Genomic DNA, 15,889 nt, shown 5'->3' on the forward strand with positions numbered 1-15,889 from the left:
GTCAGATCCCTTAAACAAACCATTTTGAATTGAATTAAACTTTATTTTTTAAGGGATCTGACCCCTTTTTGTAGACTCAAAGAAGGATTTTTCCATGTGCGGAATAGTGGGTGCCATAGCGCGCCGTAATGTATCGAAAATTTTAATAGAAGGACTAAGCCGTCTTGAATATCGTGGTTACGATTCTTCTGGTATCGCGATTAACAACGAAGAGGGTGTTTTTTCCCATCGAGCGGTTGGTAAGGTTCAAGCACTTAAAGACAAGTTTGAAGCACAGCCTTTAGATGGCAAAATCGGCATTGCTCACACTCGTTGGGCAACCCATGGCAAACCAACAGAAGCCAATGCTCATCCACACTTTTCTGGCGATGATCTTGCTTTGGTTCACAATGGCATTATTGAAAATCACGAGCCACTTCGTCGTGAATTAAAAGCCAAAGGCTATGAGTTCAAATCCGAAACAGATACAGAAGTTATCGTTCACTTAATTCACGATGCTTTAAAAATTCAGCCTGATTTACTGAAAGCCGTTCAAGCAAGTTTGACGAAATTGGAAGGCGCATTTGCCATTGGTGTCGTGCAGAAAGACGACAACGAACGTTTTATAGCCGCACGTAAAGGCAGTCCATTAGTCGTTGGTGTTGGTATAGAAGAAAACTTCGTAGCATCCGATCAGCTTGCTTTATTGCATGTTACAGACCAATTTATCTTTTTAGAAGAAGGTGACGTGGTTGATGTTACAAGAGATCAAGTCACTATTTACGATGCCAAAGGCGAGGTACAAGACCGTCCTGTGAGTGTTTTTAATCACAGTATTGATGCGACAGATAAAGGTGAGTTTCGTCATTACATGATGAAAGAAATCTACGAGCAACCAAAAGTCATTAGTGCTTGTTTAGAGGGGCGCATTAGTGAAAGCAAAGTATTAACCAGTTGTTTCGGTGCGGATTCGGCTTTCCTAAAAGAAATAGAAAACGTTCATATTGTTGCTTGTGGTACGAGTTATCATGCCGGTTTGGTGGCAAAATATTGGATCGAAGACCTTGCCGGTTTGCCATGCAGTGTTGAAGTCGCCAGTGAATACCGCTATCGAAAAGTTGCCGTTCCGAAGAAAACCTTGTTCCTAACCTTATCTCAATCCGGTGAAACCGCGGACACGCTAGCCGCATTGCGTATGGCCAAAGAACTTGGCTACTTAACAACCTTAGCAATTTGTAACGTACCATCCAGTACACTGGTACGTGAGTCAGCGCTTACTCTGTTAACCAATGCTGGCCCAGAAATCGGCGTTGCATCAACAAAAGCCTTTACGACTCAATTAACAGCACTGCTTATTACCAGTGTTGCGATTGCGGTTGAAAATGGCTTGTCTGCCGAGAAAGAAAAAGAATTAGTACAGGCAATGCGCTCTTTGCCAGCCTATGTAAACGCAGCATTACTGGAAGATGCCCACATTAAGAAAATCGCAGACCGTTTTGCGAACAAAAATAATGCTTTGTTCTTGGGTCGTGGCACCATGTTCCCAATCGCCTTAGAAGGTTCTCTGAAACTAAAAGAGATCTCTTATATACACGCCGAAGCCTACCCAGCAGGTGAATTGAAACATGGGCCGTTGGCATTGGTTGACGAAGACATGCCGATCATCGCCCTTGTGCCTCATAACGACATGTTAGATAAATTAAAATCTAACCTACAGGAAGTGGCTGCCCGTGGAGGAGAACTTTACGTTTTTGCGGACAAAGACACAGACCTTCACAGTGAAGAGAACATCATCTTCACCGAAGTGCCAAAAGTCGACAGCATATTGGAACCTATTGTTCACACGATTCCGCTTCAATTATTGTCCTACCATGTTGCCGTTGTGAAAGGGACAGACGTAGACCAACCTAGAAACCTAGCAAAATCGGTTACAGTGGAATAGAGCTTTAATTACTGGAGATCTGAGTGTACGGTGACATTATAGTTTGATAAAAGACATTATAGTTTGATGTTTTACAATAATGTTTGATGTTTTTTTCAGGCCTTCTGTTATGCTCAAAGAGTAAACAGGAGGCCTGAGATGTTAGATTCTGAAAAAACAGTTTATCCTCAAGATGAGAAGAAGTTAAAAACCAGAGGGATTGGTTCAGGGGAAGACTACGAGCCCTTTATAAAAGTCCATGAAATAAGTAGTACGGGTGAGTGGACTTCCCAGAGTTTGCTAGACAGTAGAAACTTCTAAAAAATACTTTTCTTCGAACTTAGCAGGTGACACCCCGCCTGTATGTGAATGCCGTTTTATCGGATTGTAGAACATCTCAATAAAATTAAATATCTCACCTTTCGCTTCTTCTCGTGTCGAGTATATCTTTCGTTTTGTCACTCTCTTCTTAAAGGTCGAAAAAAAGCTTTCTGTCACCGCATTATCATGGCAATTGCCTCGACGACTCATGGACGGCGCTAAGTTATGAGCCTTCATAAAAGCGAGGTAGTCAGAGCTCGCATATTGGCTGCCCTGATCGCTGTGCACCAGCACTTCACCTTTAGGCTTACGCTGCCAGAGGGCCATTAATAGAGCATTAATGACCAAGTGTCGATCCATCATTTTATCCATTGACCACCCAACAACACGTCGAGAAAACAAATCAATAACAGTCGCTACATACAAAAAACCTTCATGAGTCCTAACGTAGGTGATATCGCTTACCCACGCTTTATTAGGGGCATCAGGATTAAATTGACGCTTTAATATGTTGTCAGCAAACTTGCCTACTTTACCGCCTTGGATATGACGACGTTTATAACCAATCTGAGCCTTAATATTGTTATTACGCATGATTTTGGCAACACGATGTACGCTACAGGATTCTCCCTCATCTCGTAGGTCACGATGTATCCATGGGCTTCCATAGGTTCCACCGCTAGCGATGTGACATTCACGTATCCGCTCTAACAGTCGCTGATCCTCAATGGTCCGATCAGATAGTGGCTTTTTTAGCCAAGCATAATAACCGCTTCGATGAATTTTAAAGACGCGACACATTAACTGAACAGAGTGTTCTTTTTGGTGATCGCGCACAAAGGCGTACTTTACTCTGGGTTGTTGGCAAAGTACCTTGCGGCCTTTTTTAGAATGTTACGCTCCTCCGTGATTCGTCTCAGCTCAGACTTGAGCCGGGCGTTCTCAGAGGCTAAATCAAGATCTTCAGATGGTTGGGGTTGGGACTCTCCATACCTTTTGATCCAAGCGTATAAACTATGAGTGGTCGTATCGAGCCGTTGAGCCACTTCAGCAACAGAATAACCACGCTCAGTGACTTGTTTAACCGCTTCTCTTTTAAACTCTTCGGGGTAACGTTTAGACTTCATAAAACACCTCTTATTTAACTAGATTTTAACGTTAATAGGTGTCTAGTAAAGTCTGGGAAGTCCAAACGGCCCTAGATGATGGAGGCTATTAAGTAGAATGGCTAAGTGATGAAAATGGAGAAACAACCACATCTGTACAAGAGTTTAGTAGCACAAGCTCTTTAGTTAATGAAATAGTGATTGATTTGGATGGCGGGAATTATTCAACAGCAGCAGATACCTTTGATGCATATGAAACGTATGAGATTTACATCAATATAGGTGACGGTTCAAGTCTTACATTTAACTCCAGTGATCAATGGTCTGGTGCAGAAAACCTTGGTGATGATGACGTTATTATCTTGGTAAGCGATGATGATGTCGACGCATTCTCTGCAGGCACATTCAGTGAAATTAGCTGGGACTTTACGGGCGATGTAAGCAGTGCAATGCTGCTTGAGTCTGGTGAGTTCTCAATTGATGACGGAACGTCCTATGACCTATGGGATGGTAGTTGGGGCGCTAACCCGAATTCAGGGCTATCTGTTGTAGATGTGACGTCAGAAGAGCTTTCTACGGATTGAAATGGAAATTGGAAATGATAATGGCCAATGTGTTTTAAACATATTGGCCATTTTTTTGTAAATATATGTATTGTTTTTAGAGATATTTCGAATGAAATAATTATTTATTGTTTTCGCCTATTGTGAATAATTATGATTAAATTAATTTAAACAAACTGTAAAGAAATAGATTTAAATGGATAGAAATGGAATTTTAATAAATATTTGAAAAACAACTGTATTTTATAAGGAAAGTTAATGCTCACTTCAGTTCATATAATTAAGAGACTAGCCAATACGCCCCTTCAGCAATTACAACTAGGAGCTGAATCTAAAATAGAAGTCGAGCAAGGAGCCATTTATAGTTTGGTGGATGCAGAGACAGGGCTTTACCCAGACGGCGTTATTCTCAAGCAAGAAGAGGATAACTTGTTGATTGAAAAAGACGGCGAAGTCTTGTTAGTAATTCAAGATTTTTATAATGAATTGAATAATGCTTCGATGGACGATACGGGCAGTATTTTACCAAATAGCGTGTATGTCGCGAGTGACATACAAACCGCCGAACAGCCAATCTGGGATGCTGAAACCAGTACAGTGATTACATTAGATGATCAGCCAGCAGACTCTATTCCTCAAACCGCAGGTTCTCAACAATCAAGCACTCCTTCAACTTCCCCATCAGACGCAACGAACACTCCATCTAATTCCGAAAATACAGAACAACCTAGCGATGCAACAGGGGCTGAATCCTCTGGTGGTTTAGGTTGGGGCTGGTATGCAGGTGCTGGCTTAGGTTTGCTAGGTGGTGCAGCGTTAGCGGGTGGCTCTTCTTCAGGCAGTGGTGGTTCGTCTGGCTCCTCAATTTCCATTAATCCTAGTGCTGGTGCTTTCTTTTCAGAAGTTCAAATTGATATCTATAAGGCTTCAGGTGAGTTACTAAGTAGCGTGGAGCATAATTACGAAGATGGTGATTACGTCTTCACTAGCTCTTATTCAGGTCCTATTCTGGTTGAAATTGTTGATATCAATGGTACTGATGGCGACTACATAGATGAAACGACAGGGGTTGAAAAAAGCTTAGGAACAACAGCGTTAAGAGCCATGGCAACAACAGATGGCGAGAGTGCTGAAACCATCAGTGTCACACCGTTAACAGAACTTGCGACTCAATTGGCTGGCGTGGTGACAGGTGAAGCCATTACTGCTGACAATGTTGCTGTTAATGCCAAAGTGGCTGGGTTATTTGGTTTAGACAATATTCTAGCAAAACCAGCTGTTGTAGGTGATGAAGATTCTAGTGATGGTGACACGACTTATGGTGAAATATTAGCAATTTTGTCAGGGGCTGATTCAGTTGATGGTAAAACAACCGTTGAAACTATCACTCAAATTAGTGAAATGCTTTCCAGCTATAGTACTGATAATCTCGTTTTAAGTTCTGATGTTATTGAATTGTTAGCGAAGGGTGAGGAGAAATACAGCGCAAGTGAAACTGGGAAATCTAATCCAATTGCTTCTGACTTAGGCTTTACAACAGCATCTCTTTTAGTTGACTCAAGCGGAGAGGCTACTATAGGTACATTAAATGCTACTTCTGTTGTTAGCACTATTAATGTGAAAGTGTACGGTGCTGAAGCCAATGATACTGTTACATTATCATTGAATGGGGAAGAGACTCCCGATTATACCCTATTAAGTACCGACGTAGTGAATGGCTATGCCCTGGTGAATGTGCCTGACAACTTTTTTGAAAGTGGCAGTGATGGCGCTTATGTACAAGGTGTACAAACCATTACCATAACAGTGACTGATAGTGACGATGCTATTTCCACTTCTACTGTTTCTGTAAACATCGATACTGTCGCGCCAAGTTCTCCTACATTTAGTTTAGATGAAGACACTGGTAATGATAATTCAGATGGCATTACCAACGACAATACAGTGAATGTTGAATTGGCAAGTGATGTAGATACTTGGGAATACTCATTAAATGCCTTAGATGCCGGTGCTACATGGACAACAGGCTCTAATACCAGTTTTGAATTGGAAGAGAATACGACTTATGCCGCTGGATCCATCCAAGTGCGTCAAACAAATCTTGTTGGGAATGTGTCTGAAGTTGTTTCTAATCAAGGTGAGATAACAACGGATACTACGTCACCTGATGCACCAGATTTTGAACTTAATGAAGATACGGGTGTTAGTGACTTAGATTTGATAACCAATGACACGACAGTCAATATTACATTAAGTGACGATGACGTTAGCTGGGAATACTCATTAGATTCTGGCGATACATGGTTAGACGGTGAGGACTCTAGCTTTGAGCTTGAAGAAAATGCGACTTATGGCGCTGGATCCATCAAAGTTCGTCAAACAGATCTCGCAGGAAATATGTCTGAAGTTGTTTCTAATCAAGGTGACATAACAACGGATACTACGCCACCTGATGCTCCTGTATTTTCTTTGAATGAAGATTCAGGAAGTGATAATGCGGATGGAATTACTAATGATGTAAAAATCAATGTTGAATTGTCCGATGACGTCGATAGCTGGGAATATTCATTAGATTCTGGATCAAGCTGGACAACAGGCTCTAATACCAGTTTTGAGTTAGGTGAAAATACAACCTATGTGGCTGAATCGATTCAAGTTCGTCAAACAGATCTCGCAGGGAATCTCTCAGGAATATCATCAAATGGTATAGCTATTATTACTGACACTGTATCGCCAGATGACGTTGTGATTCTAGAAAGTGTTTCTACAACTCAAACACTTGGTAATGGTGTATCAGTTACAGGAGATTATACAGACGAAGAGGAGTCTACTAACGGCTTTTCTCATAATACAGATAAGAGCCTTTTGAGTATTGATAATGGTTATATATATAGTTGGTTTAATACAGAAGCGAATGATGAAACAGCTTTAGACGACGTCTATCTTAATGTTCAAGTTTATAACAACGAAGATGATACTTCATCTTTCTCTAAAATATTGGTAGATATCAATACACCTGAAGATGGGGTAAATTATGAACGCTATTATAGTGAATTAAAGGTAGTCCCTGTTGGCCAATCGGGTAATTTTACTGTTACTTGGGTTGGTAGTTATTTTGAGAATGCTGTAGATTCAGATGATTACCTTGAAGGAGAGACATTTCAAAGTATGCTGTTTAATGCCTTTGGTGGTAGCATCACACCAGGGACAATAAAGCTTGATTTAGGAACCTCAGACCCAAGTGTGACAGTTACTTCATTAGACTCTGTGAATCAATATATTGTTTCTTGGTTGGATGGGAACGATGATGGATTTACATCATATGCACAGATATATGATTCTGAGACTGGTAACAAAGTAACTGATGGGCTAATTACTTTAAGTGGTGGACTCTCTTCAACTATAATTGATTTTGATGATGGTAGTTTCCTTGTCGTATGGAATGAAGTGTTTGCTTTGGATAGTGGAGATGATGAATATTCACTTACTTTGAAGTCGCAAAAATATTCATCTAATGGCGAAATAATTGGGACAGAGTCGATATTGGGAGCGAGTGAAGGCTCAGTTGATAATATTGATTTTCCTCTTCTTGTTGAAGAAATGGACTCAGAAGGCACCTATGCAATCATCTGGGATGATGCTGCAAACAATACTTTTAGTGTTCAGGTTGTAAATAGCGATGGAACAAGTTCAGGAAAAATAGAATTAGGAACATATAACGAATTTAGTAACGAAGAGAGTGATAACATTGTCGATGTTACAGTATTGAATGATGATAATGATTTTGCGGTTACCTGGGTTAATGCAGATACGAGTGTATCGACTCAATCATTCCATGTTGACGGTACTGCGATCAATGATGCCTTTGTATTGCCTTTAACCTCAACTACGGAAAGTGTTGAGGATTGGGAATCATCAGAACAAGAATTTAAAACGTTTGAAGTTAAGTTGATAGGGACCCAAAGCGAGCAAGGTTATTTTGCTTTTGTTCAAGAGGTACTAAATAGCGAAGATACTGAAGTTGTATTAAACGAAGATGGTGAGGAGGAGGAGGTTCCTTTTTATTATACATCTACACATACTACTATCTCTTTTATAAATGAAGAGGGTGTTCAACAGGTTTATTATAATACTAATGAAAGTAATATTTATAATTACTATGAAATGGCCTTATTGAATGATGAAGGGGATGTTTTGATCTCTTTTGACAATCATGAAAATTCTTGGGTTCAAGTTTTTAATGCGGATGGTTCAGAAAAATCCGATAAAATTACGGCACCAGAGGGTACGGCTTGGTCAAACTGGAGTTTGATCGACGGCGATTATGGTGATTTCTTATTGTCTTGGGTGTCCATCAACAACCGTGGCGTTGGTTCTATTTCAGTTAAATCTTACATGGCTGATGGTTCTACTGAGTATGAAAATACAGTTAATTTAGGTGATGATCTTTCAGTCACTGTAGAAGAAGCTGGTGTTGCTTATTTGTTTAATATTGAAGATATCAATAATGACGTTCCTTATGATGTATCTGTAAGCAATGTGATGAGTTACGTTGAACCAGGTAATATTCATACTATTAATGTTAGTGCTGATAGTAGCAATGTTTTTACAACAGATACTTTATCTAGTGGTGACTATGTTGTTCTTGTATCTGATGTCGCCGGTAACTTAGCCTTGAACTCTGCAGTTACTTTAGTTGATGCGCCGACGGAAGTAATTATTGACCTAGCTGGAAATGAATCCTCTAACGCGGGCAATTTTGATGCAGAAGAATCGTATGAGATTTACATCAACGTAGGTGACGGTTCAAACCTTTCATTTAACACAAGTGATCAATGGTCTGGTGCAGGAAACCTTGGTGATGATGATGTCATTGTGTTCGTTACTGAAAATAGCTCTGCATTTGGTCGTGATGATACAACCTTTACATGGACCTTTGAGGATGACAGTGAAGCCGTATTGACAGCCAATGGCGAGTTTACAATAGGTAGTGATACCTTTGATTTATGGACTGGAGAGTTCGCTTCTAATGTTTTGAGTGTGCACGATACAGTACTTGAAAGCCTCCCTACGGAAAACAGTTAACGAAAGGAGATTATTAACTAGAATGGCTGGCCAATGTGTTCTAAACGCATTGGCCAGTTTTTATTTGCAGTGACGGATTATGACATCAAGACTAGCTTTGTTTCGTGAAATGGCGGAACAGCAGGAATACAGTGCTTTGTATCAAGCTTGTTGTGAGCAACAGGACGATACCATGTACGCAGGAGATCGTACCTTTCAGCTTTTATTTGCCGTTGCCTGTGCGCATGTAGGTGAGCAAAGTAAAGCGCAATCTCTGTTGCTTAATATAAACGAGAGCCTTCAAATATCTCCTTTGTGTAGTGTCGAAAAACTGGATTTAAGTGCGGTTTTTCTTGCTTTAGAGCGCTTAGATGAAGCAACTTTTGTATTAGATGAATTGTTAAACGAAGAATATTCGTTGAGCGTAGTGTTAGCTAGAAAAGCGTCTTGTGAGTTGATGAAGGGTAAATGCGCTGTTGCTTATGATCTTTACCTTAAATCACTTTCATATGATGACAGTAATGCCGAAATTTGGCTTAACCTTTGTCTATTGCTACTGGATCAATATAGAGAAGCAAATATAGGTTTTGGTACAGAAAAAGACCCTCTATTAAAGGTACGAGAATACCTCATAAAAGCAGAAATCGCTTTTGAAGCATCAGAACATAGGTACAGTTTTGACCGGCAAGATTCTCTGTTACGTCAGATAGACAATATTCGTTTTGAATACTGGGTAATAAATAATACCTTAGAAAAAGCAGAAGCATGGCTGTATGAGTACATTGAGGATTGTGATTTTTATATTTCCAGAGTGATTTTATACAGTGAAGCATTATTGTTAGAAAATAAATCCTTTATAGCTGAAACAGTCTTGCTTAATACCCTTAGAAAATACCCAGAAAGTATCGCCTGTTATCAGGCGTTAGTGGCATTGTCTTCTCGTTTTCAGCGGGAAAAAGACAGCCTTTACTATCGAGATCAATATGAGCAGCGTGCTAAAGTAAACATAGAAAGTCAGCAAGTTATTAAGTTAAATGAGTCACTCTCGGAATCCGATGAGTTTCATTTACAACCTTTAAGTTTTTCTCTCAATGAGCGAATTAAAGCACGCTTTACAAGAGCATTTATCGATTCTCGTATAACTCCGCTGTGTACTCTAGATAAATCCTTATTTTCTCCTGTGTTTATTATCGGTCTACCATTCTCCGGTTGTACTCTCGTTGAGCAAATATTATTAGCTAATAATAAGGTGTCATCGGTTGGTGAGTCTTCACATATCTCAGTATTGGTGGAAGGGCTGAATTTTAAGCAAAGAGAAAAGGGGTCTTTAAGAGTTTACCCTGAACTGGTGGATATGCTTTCTTTGAATCAATGGAAAGCACTTGCGTCAGGTGTGCAATCTTTCTGTATGGGCAAAATAAATACAAATACGACCAGTATAGTATTAGATAAGGGTGTGCATAATGTTCATCACATAGGAATGATTAAATGTCTGTTTCCTAAGGCCAGATTCATTTCTGTACGACGCGATTCGAAATCTTACGTCTTATCTGAACATGTTACTGAATGGATAAAAAGTGAGGGAAATACGTCTCAAACGGTGCCTTATTCTATTGGTGAAAAACTCCAGCAATATAGCGAGTTGATGTCTTATTGGAAATCGCTATTTTCAAACGATATTTTAGAAGTGAATTTTAACTCTTTGATAGAACAACCAAATGAAATATCCAAAAGTTTGTTTTCATTCTTGGGGTTGCTGACACCAAATCATAGTATAAATAGTACTCATGATTTTTCGTCGTATACAAAAAGAAAAGTTACTGTAGATAAAGCAAAACAAGATAAAAACCTATCAGAGCTATTCTCAGCTTTGAATAAAAAAACAATTATTACTGATGATATGGCATTCATTAAAGATCCCGATTTGCTTTCTTCCGTGTATTCGCATTTTCAGCATGGTGCTTATCGAGAGGCGGAGATAGCGTGTAAAAAAATCTTAAGAGTGATTCCTGATTATCCGCCCGTTCATCATATTTTGAGTGAGTTGTATTTACGCAGTGGGCTGTTTGAAAAGGCAGTACAATCGTTAGAAACAGCATTGCGTTTGGCGCCTTGGAAGGAAGTGCAATGGGCAAGAGATCTAAATCGAGCGAAACGTATAACAGAAGAATACCAATTAAATGGAGTTAATAATGTCGACAACAAAGCCTAGAAAAATAATCAAGGTAGGTTGTGTTCTTTTACATACATTTGTCTGTATTTTGTTATCGCTTCCTGTCTATGCTGAAGGTGAAAATAAAACGACGTTAATGGAAGCCCTAGATGCAATGTTGGAACGACATCCAGCACTCCTTGGTAAACAATATCAAGTTAAGTCTAAAGGTTTTTTATTAAAAAGCGCAAAAGCAGAGCGCTATCCTAGTTTAAATGTGTCTTATGGTGAAGGTGAAGATGGCGAGCAGGAAGGCGCCTTTATTGCTAAACAGCCCTTATGGGCATTTGGCCGTATTGATTCTGGAATTGATTATGCCAAAGTGGATGCTCATGCGGAATCTTTAGATAAGCTGAGATTAACTCGAGATTTACTCGAAGACACGGCAGTTGCTTATATAAAAGTGTTGGGAGTACAAAATAGATTAGCCATTGTTAAAAATAATATTGCTCAGCATGAGTCATTTTTAGCACAAGTGCAGCGCAGACAAATAGGGCAGTTAGCATCGGAAACGGATACCAGGCTTGCCGCTTCACGCCTGACACAAGCCAAGGCACAAGAAATACAAATGCAAGGCGATTTACGTGATGCCTTAATAGTGCTGAAAACACTGACGCAACTCCCCATTCAATCAGTTGCTGATTTAGAAACTAATGATTGGTTGGTTTTAGAAAATGAAAAAAAAATCAGACGTAATGTACTAGAGCACAGTGCGGAAATTCAATATAAAGAGAGCTTGGTAGATTTAGCAATACAAAATGTGCAGCGTAAACGATCTAATTTTATGCCCACACTTTATTTGAAATTTTCCCATGAATACAGCGACACCTCAACCTACCCGGATGAATCACGATTTAGTTTGTTGATAGAAAGTTCCATAGAAGGGTTTGGTTTGATAACTCGGTATCAAGAACTTTCATCTTACTCAGAACTTAATGCTGCAAAACGAGAAGTTGAAGTTACTCAATTTGATCTAAAAAATAGATTGGATTCGTTATTACTAAACCGTGAAACACAGAAGTCATTAATCGATATTCATCAGTCTTCTATAGATGAGTTGAGTGCGACATTGGAATCGTATCAACGACAGCATAAGAATGGCCGTAAAGAATGGTTGGATGTATTAAATATGCAGCGTGAAATAACCGCGCAGCAATTATCTAAATCTCAGGCAGAAAATGATCTAGATATTAACATTGTCAGTTTAGCCGCTTTGACTGGCGGTTTAGACTCGCTTACTCATGGTTCTATTCGTGGTCTAGAGTGATTCAAAACAAGGAGTATACGTGAGCGAGAATCCAGAGAAAATTGAAACAAGGTTAACCAGTATTGCACTGCTAGCACTTTTTAGCGAAATGGGATTGGGGATTTCTCAAGGAGAAATAGAAGTCGCATTACAGCAACCTGAAACCGCAAAATTACCCCTATTGCAGCGTATGAAGTCGCTGTTAATAAGCTTAAATGTGAAAGGCATAAATGGTGGCGTTGTTTCTTGGGATCGTTTTGACCGTCGACAATTGCCGGCGTTAGTGGAATATCAAGGTCAATGGCTCTTAGCAAGAAACTCGGATGAAAATGATGAGGTCATTTTGACAAATCAAGATCAAACCGTTCAAGTAGTATCGAGTGATGTGTTGTTGATCTCATCGGTTCTATGGTTAAAAAGGCCTGTTTCTAGCAATGTAAGCAGTGAAGATGGTAATGAAGAAAAACCTGCGGCGCGGAAACTTATTTTAGCGGCTTTATTTCAACATAAAGGTTGGCTTGGCAATGTATTAGTAGCAACCGTGGTTATTAATTTATTAGCTGTTGCGACGTCTTTATTTGCTTTACAAGTTTATGATCGCGTTGTGCCAACATTGGCTTATTCAACATTGGCCACTTTGGTTGTAGGGATGTTTGGTATTGTCATACTTGATTGGATTTTGAAGCGTATTCGAAGCAAGGTATTAGACAGTCTAGCGGCAGACGTTGATATGCGCTTATCAAAAACAGTATTTCAACATCTAATGCATATTCGATTAGATAACCAGCCAAACAGTTTAGGGACTCTTAATGCTCAAGTGAATGGGCTTGAACCTATTAGGCAATTTTTTACTTCAGGTATTGTCTTTGGTTTAATCGATTTACCTTTTGCCATTATGTTTATTGCATTCATTTTTGTCATCGGTGGTGCAGTAGGTTGGGTATATGGGTTATTGTTGCCAATCGCAGTTATTCTAGGCGTTATTACTCAACTTCGTTTAAAAAAGCTAATCAAGAAGCAGATCCAAAGATCGAACGAGCGTCAGGGTTTATTAATTGATGTCATTCGAGGATCTGAAACCATCCGTGCAAATAATGCGAGTTGGCGCTTTTCAAGTGAATGGGAAAAGATTACTCGTTCCCTCGCTTCCTATCAAATTAGACAAAAAGCCATTAGTCAGTTAAGCAATGCGACAACAGGTAGTTTGTCAACGATAGCCTATGTTTCGGCGGTTGTGGTCGGGGTATTTCAAGTAGAGGCGGGAAACTTGACTATGGGGGGGATGATCGCGTGCAGTATTCTAGGTGGTCGAGTCATTAATCCTATCGCTCAGGGTGTTCAATATCTCGTTCAATGGCAGTCTGTTTCTCAGTCGCTAAATATGGTTGATCAATTACTCGCATTAGAGTTAGAGCGAAAACCGTCGCAGCATTTGTTAATGGGTGAGAGACATGTTGCCTCTGTGTCTATAGAGAAAGCGCGATTTGTATACGGTGAGTCACCAGTAAAACAATTAGACATTGATGAGTTAACTTTTAATGCAGGCGATAGGGTGTTACTAGTTGGCCCTATTGGTTGTGGTAAGTCGACGTTATTGAAAGTATTGGCTGGTTTGTATCGGCCTACGGAAGGCCGAATTAAGCTAGGTGGATTAGATTTATGGGAGCTTGATCCTCAGTTTGTCACGTCTCATGTGAGTTACCTGCCACAGAATGTCCATTTATTTAAAGGCACATTGAAAAGCAATTTGACGTTATCGGGTACGGTCAATGACGCGTATATGATGCAAATATCGACAGAGCTTGGGGTAGATACCATTGCTGAAAATGATCCAAAAGGAATGGAGTTAGAAATAGCTGAAGGCGGAGAAGGATTATCAGGAGGACAACGCCAATTAGTTGCATTGTCTCGAACGATAACGGCAAAACCCACGGTATGGTTGTTAGATGAACCAACCGCGTCTTTGGATGGAGACAGTGAAAAACGCGTGTGGGATGTCCTTACCAAATACATTAAGCCGGAGGACATTCTAATTGTCTCTACGCATCGACCAATGCTTGCCGCTCACATAGCAAACCGAGTGTTAGTGATGAAGCACGGGAAAATAATGCGAGATGCCACACCTTCTTCTATGTTTTCATCTTTGGCCGATACGCCTTCATCCACAGAAGCGAAATCGTCAGTGCCACGCAAGTCATTAAAAAGAGGTTTCAATGCCATCTAACTCATCAGATATTCATTATGATAATGACTTACAGAATACGCAGGATTTATTTGGGTATCACAGGAAAAAACGTTCACTTATTGTATGGCCTATCTTAATAGCGTTAATTGCTTTCGTTGTGTGGGCTGATCGGTTTTACATAGATGAAGTTGCGCAAGCATCAGGTGAAGTTATTGCCAGCAGCCGAGTACAACTTATTCAATCGGTAGATGGTGGTGTGATATCAGAATTAAACGTACGAGAAGGTGACCGAGTTATTGCAGGGCAAGTCTTAGGACAACTTGATCAAACAAGGTTAAGTGCTTCAGTAGGAGAAACTGAATCTCGCGTATTCGCCTTAAAGGCGAAAGCGATTCGCTTACGCGCCGAAATTATTGGGGAAAAAGTCCTGACGTTCCCTTCAGATTTGTTAGAGCGATACCAAGAAATAGCTCTTGTGGAAAAAGCTTTATTTCAACAAAGAAGAACGGGTATCAGAGAAGAGCTTAGGACGCTCCAAGTATCGGTATCTTTAGCAAAAGAAGAGCGTGAAATAGTAAATCAACTTCAATCAACAGGTGATGTCAGCAGTTCTGAAATGTTAAAAGCAAGAGAATCATTAAACGCGGCTGAAGCAAAGCTAATCAATAGAAAGAATGGCTTCTTAGAAGAAGCCAGCACAGATTTAGCGAAAGTCGAAGATGAGCTAGGCCAAAGTGAACAAGTCTTAAATCGAAGACAGCAAGAGTTAGAGGATAGTATCTTTATCGCCAAAGTGCCGGGTATTGTAAAAAATGTCAGTGTGACGACCGTCGGTGGTGTACTTAGAGCAGGAGAAGAAATTATGCAAATTATTCCCATAGATGATGATCGGCTGGTGGAAGCGAAAATTCGACCGGAAGACATCGCTAGAGTCAAAAAAGGACTACCTGCAACAATTAGATTAGACCCATTTGATTACACTATTTATGGTGGAATAGGTGCGACGGTTGTGTACGTCAGTGCAGACACTTTGAAAGAAGAGACTTCAAACGGAGAAGAAATATATTATCGAGTCCATGTTGTGCCATTGGAGCAGCCAATAACTACTACAATAGGTAGAACTGTTGAAATGCTGCCAGGAATGACGGCACAGGTCTCGATCAAGACAGACAAGCGAACGGTAATGGAGTATTTATTAAAGCCTCTTAAAAAGACGTTATCACAGACGTTTGGAGAAAAGTAACCTTAAAGATTGACAGGGAGGCATAATGCACTATTCATGTTTTTAGATC

General features: G+C 40.0%; 8 protein-coding genes. 7 read left to right on the plus strand and 1 reads right to left on the minus strand.

Annotation, left to right across the window (positions count from 1 at the left end):
* The first annotated feature begins 94 nt into the window (after positions 1-94).
* Positions 95-1,921, plus strand: a complete 1,827-nt coding sequence (gene glmS / locus MUS1_RS02875) for a glutamine--fructose-6-phosphate transaminase (isomerizing) (protein WP_036158787.1) — start codon at positions 95-97, stop codon at positions 1,919-1,921.
* Positions 1,922-2,200: 279 nt separating this feature from the next.
* Here glmS and MUS1_RS02880 read toward each other — a convergent pair.
* Positions 2,201-3,348, minus strand: a protein-coding gene (locus MUS1_RS02880; protein ID WP_156924847.1) for an IS3 family transposase whose coding sequence is annotated in 2 segments (ribosomal slippage) — positions 2,201-3,111 and positions 3,111-3,348 — 1,149 coding nt in all. Because the reading frame shifts where the segments join, the coding sequence is not laid out codon by codon here.
* Between the two features lie 176 nt (positions 3,349-3,524).
* On the opposite strand from MUS1_RS02880, the gene MUS1_RS02890 reads away from it, so the two are divergent.
* The 6 genes from MUS1_RS02890 to MUS1_RS02915 all read left to right on the plus strand — a co-directional run bounded on the left by MUS1_RS02890 (position 3,525) and on the right by MUS1_RS02915 (position 15,840).
* Positions 3,525-3,911 carry a hypothetical protein gene (locus MUS1_RS02890; protein WP_036158793.1) on the plus strand — a complete coding sequence of 129 codons (387 nt, stop codon included), beginning with the start codon at positions 3,525-3,527 and terminating at the stop codon, positions 3,909-3,911.
* Positions 3,912-4,148: 237 nt separating this feature from the next.
* Positions 4,149-8,975 (plus strand): hypothetical protein, encoded by a 4,827-nt coding sequence (locus tag MUS1_RS02895; protein WP_036158797.1) that lies wholly within the window; start codon positions 4,149-4,151, stop codon positions 8,973-8,975.
* Positions 8,976-9,054: 79 nt separating this feature from the next.
* Positions 9,055-11,166 carry a sulfotransferase family protein gene (locus tag MUS1_RS02900; RefSeq protein WP_036158801.1) on the plus strand — a complete coding sequence of 704 codons (2,112 nt, stop codon included), beginning with the start codon at positions 9,055-9,057 and terminating at the stop codon, positions 11,164-11,166.
* Positions 11,147-12,433, plus strand: coding sequence for a TolC family protein (locus tag MUS1_RS02905; protein WP_036158804.1), 1,287 nt, complete (start codon positions 11,147-11,149; stop codon positions 12,431-12,433). Before MUS1_RS02900 ends, MUS1_RS02905 begins: the two co-directional genes overlap by 20 nt.
* Positions 12,434-12,452: 19 nt before the next feature.
* Positions 12,453-14,636 carry an ATP-binding cassette domain-containing protein gene (locus MUS1_RS02910; RefSeq protein WP_036158807.1) on the plus strand — a complete coding sequence of 728 codons (2,184 nt, stop codon included), beginning with the start codon at positions 12,453-12,455 and terminating at the stop codon, positions 14,634-14,636.
* The gene (locus tag MUS1_RS02915) at positions 14,626-15,840 is read left to right on the plus strand and encodes a beta-barrel domain-containing protein (protein WP_036158810.1); all 1,215 of its coding nucleotides are present in this window, start codon (positions 14,626-14,628) and stop codon (positions 15,838-15,840) included. The genes MUS1_RS02910 and MUS1_RS02915 overlap by 11 nt, the downstream gene beginning before the upstream one ends.
* Positions 15,841-15,889 lie beyond the last annotated feature (49 nt).

Origin of the sequence: Marinomonas ushuaiensis DSM 15871, assembly GCF_000521805.1 — a bacterium.
Taxonomy (GTDB): Bacteria; Pseudomonadota; Gammaproteobacteria; order Pseudomonadales; family Marinomonadaceae; genus Marinomonas; species Marinomonas ushuaiensis.

Coding starts and splice junctions, on each gene's coding strand:
- glmS (WP_036158787.1), top strand. CDS start 95: ATGTGCGGAATAGTGGGTGCCATAGCGCGCCGTAATGTATCGAAAATT.
- MUS1_RS02895 (WP_036158797.1), top strand. CDS start 4,149: ATGCTCACTTCAGTTCATATAATTAAGAGACTAGCCAATACGCCCCTT.
- MUS1_RS02900 (WP_036158801.1), top strand. CDS start 9,055: ATGACATCAAGACTAGCTTTGTTTCGTGAAATGGCGGAACAGCAGGAA.
- MUS1_RS02905 (WP_036158804.1), top strand. CDS start 11,147: ATGTCGACAACAAAGCCTAGAAAAATAATCAAGGTAGGTTGTGTTCTT.
- MUS1_RS02915 (WP_036158810.1), top strand. CDS start 14,626: ATGCCATCTAACTCATCAGATATTCATTATGATAATGACTTACAGAAT.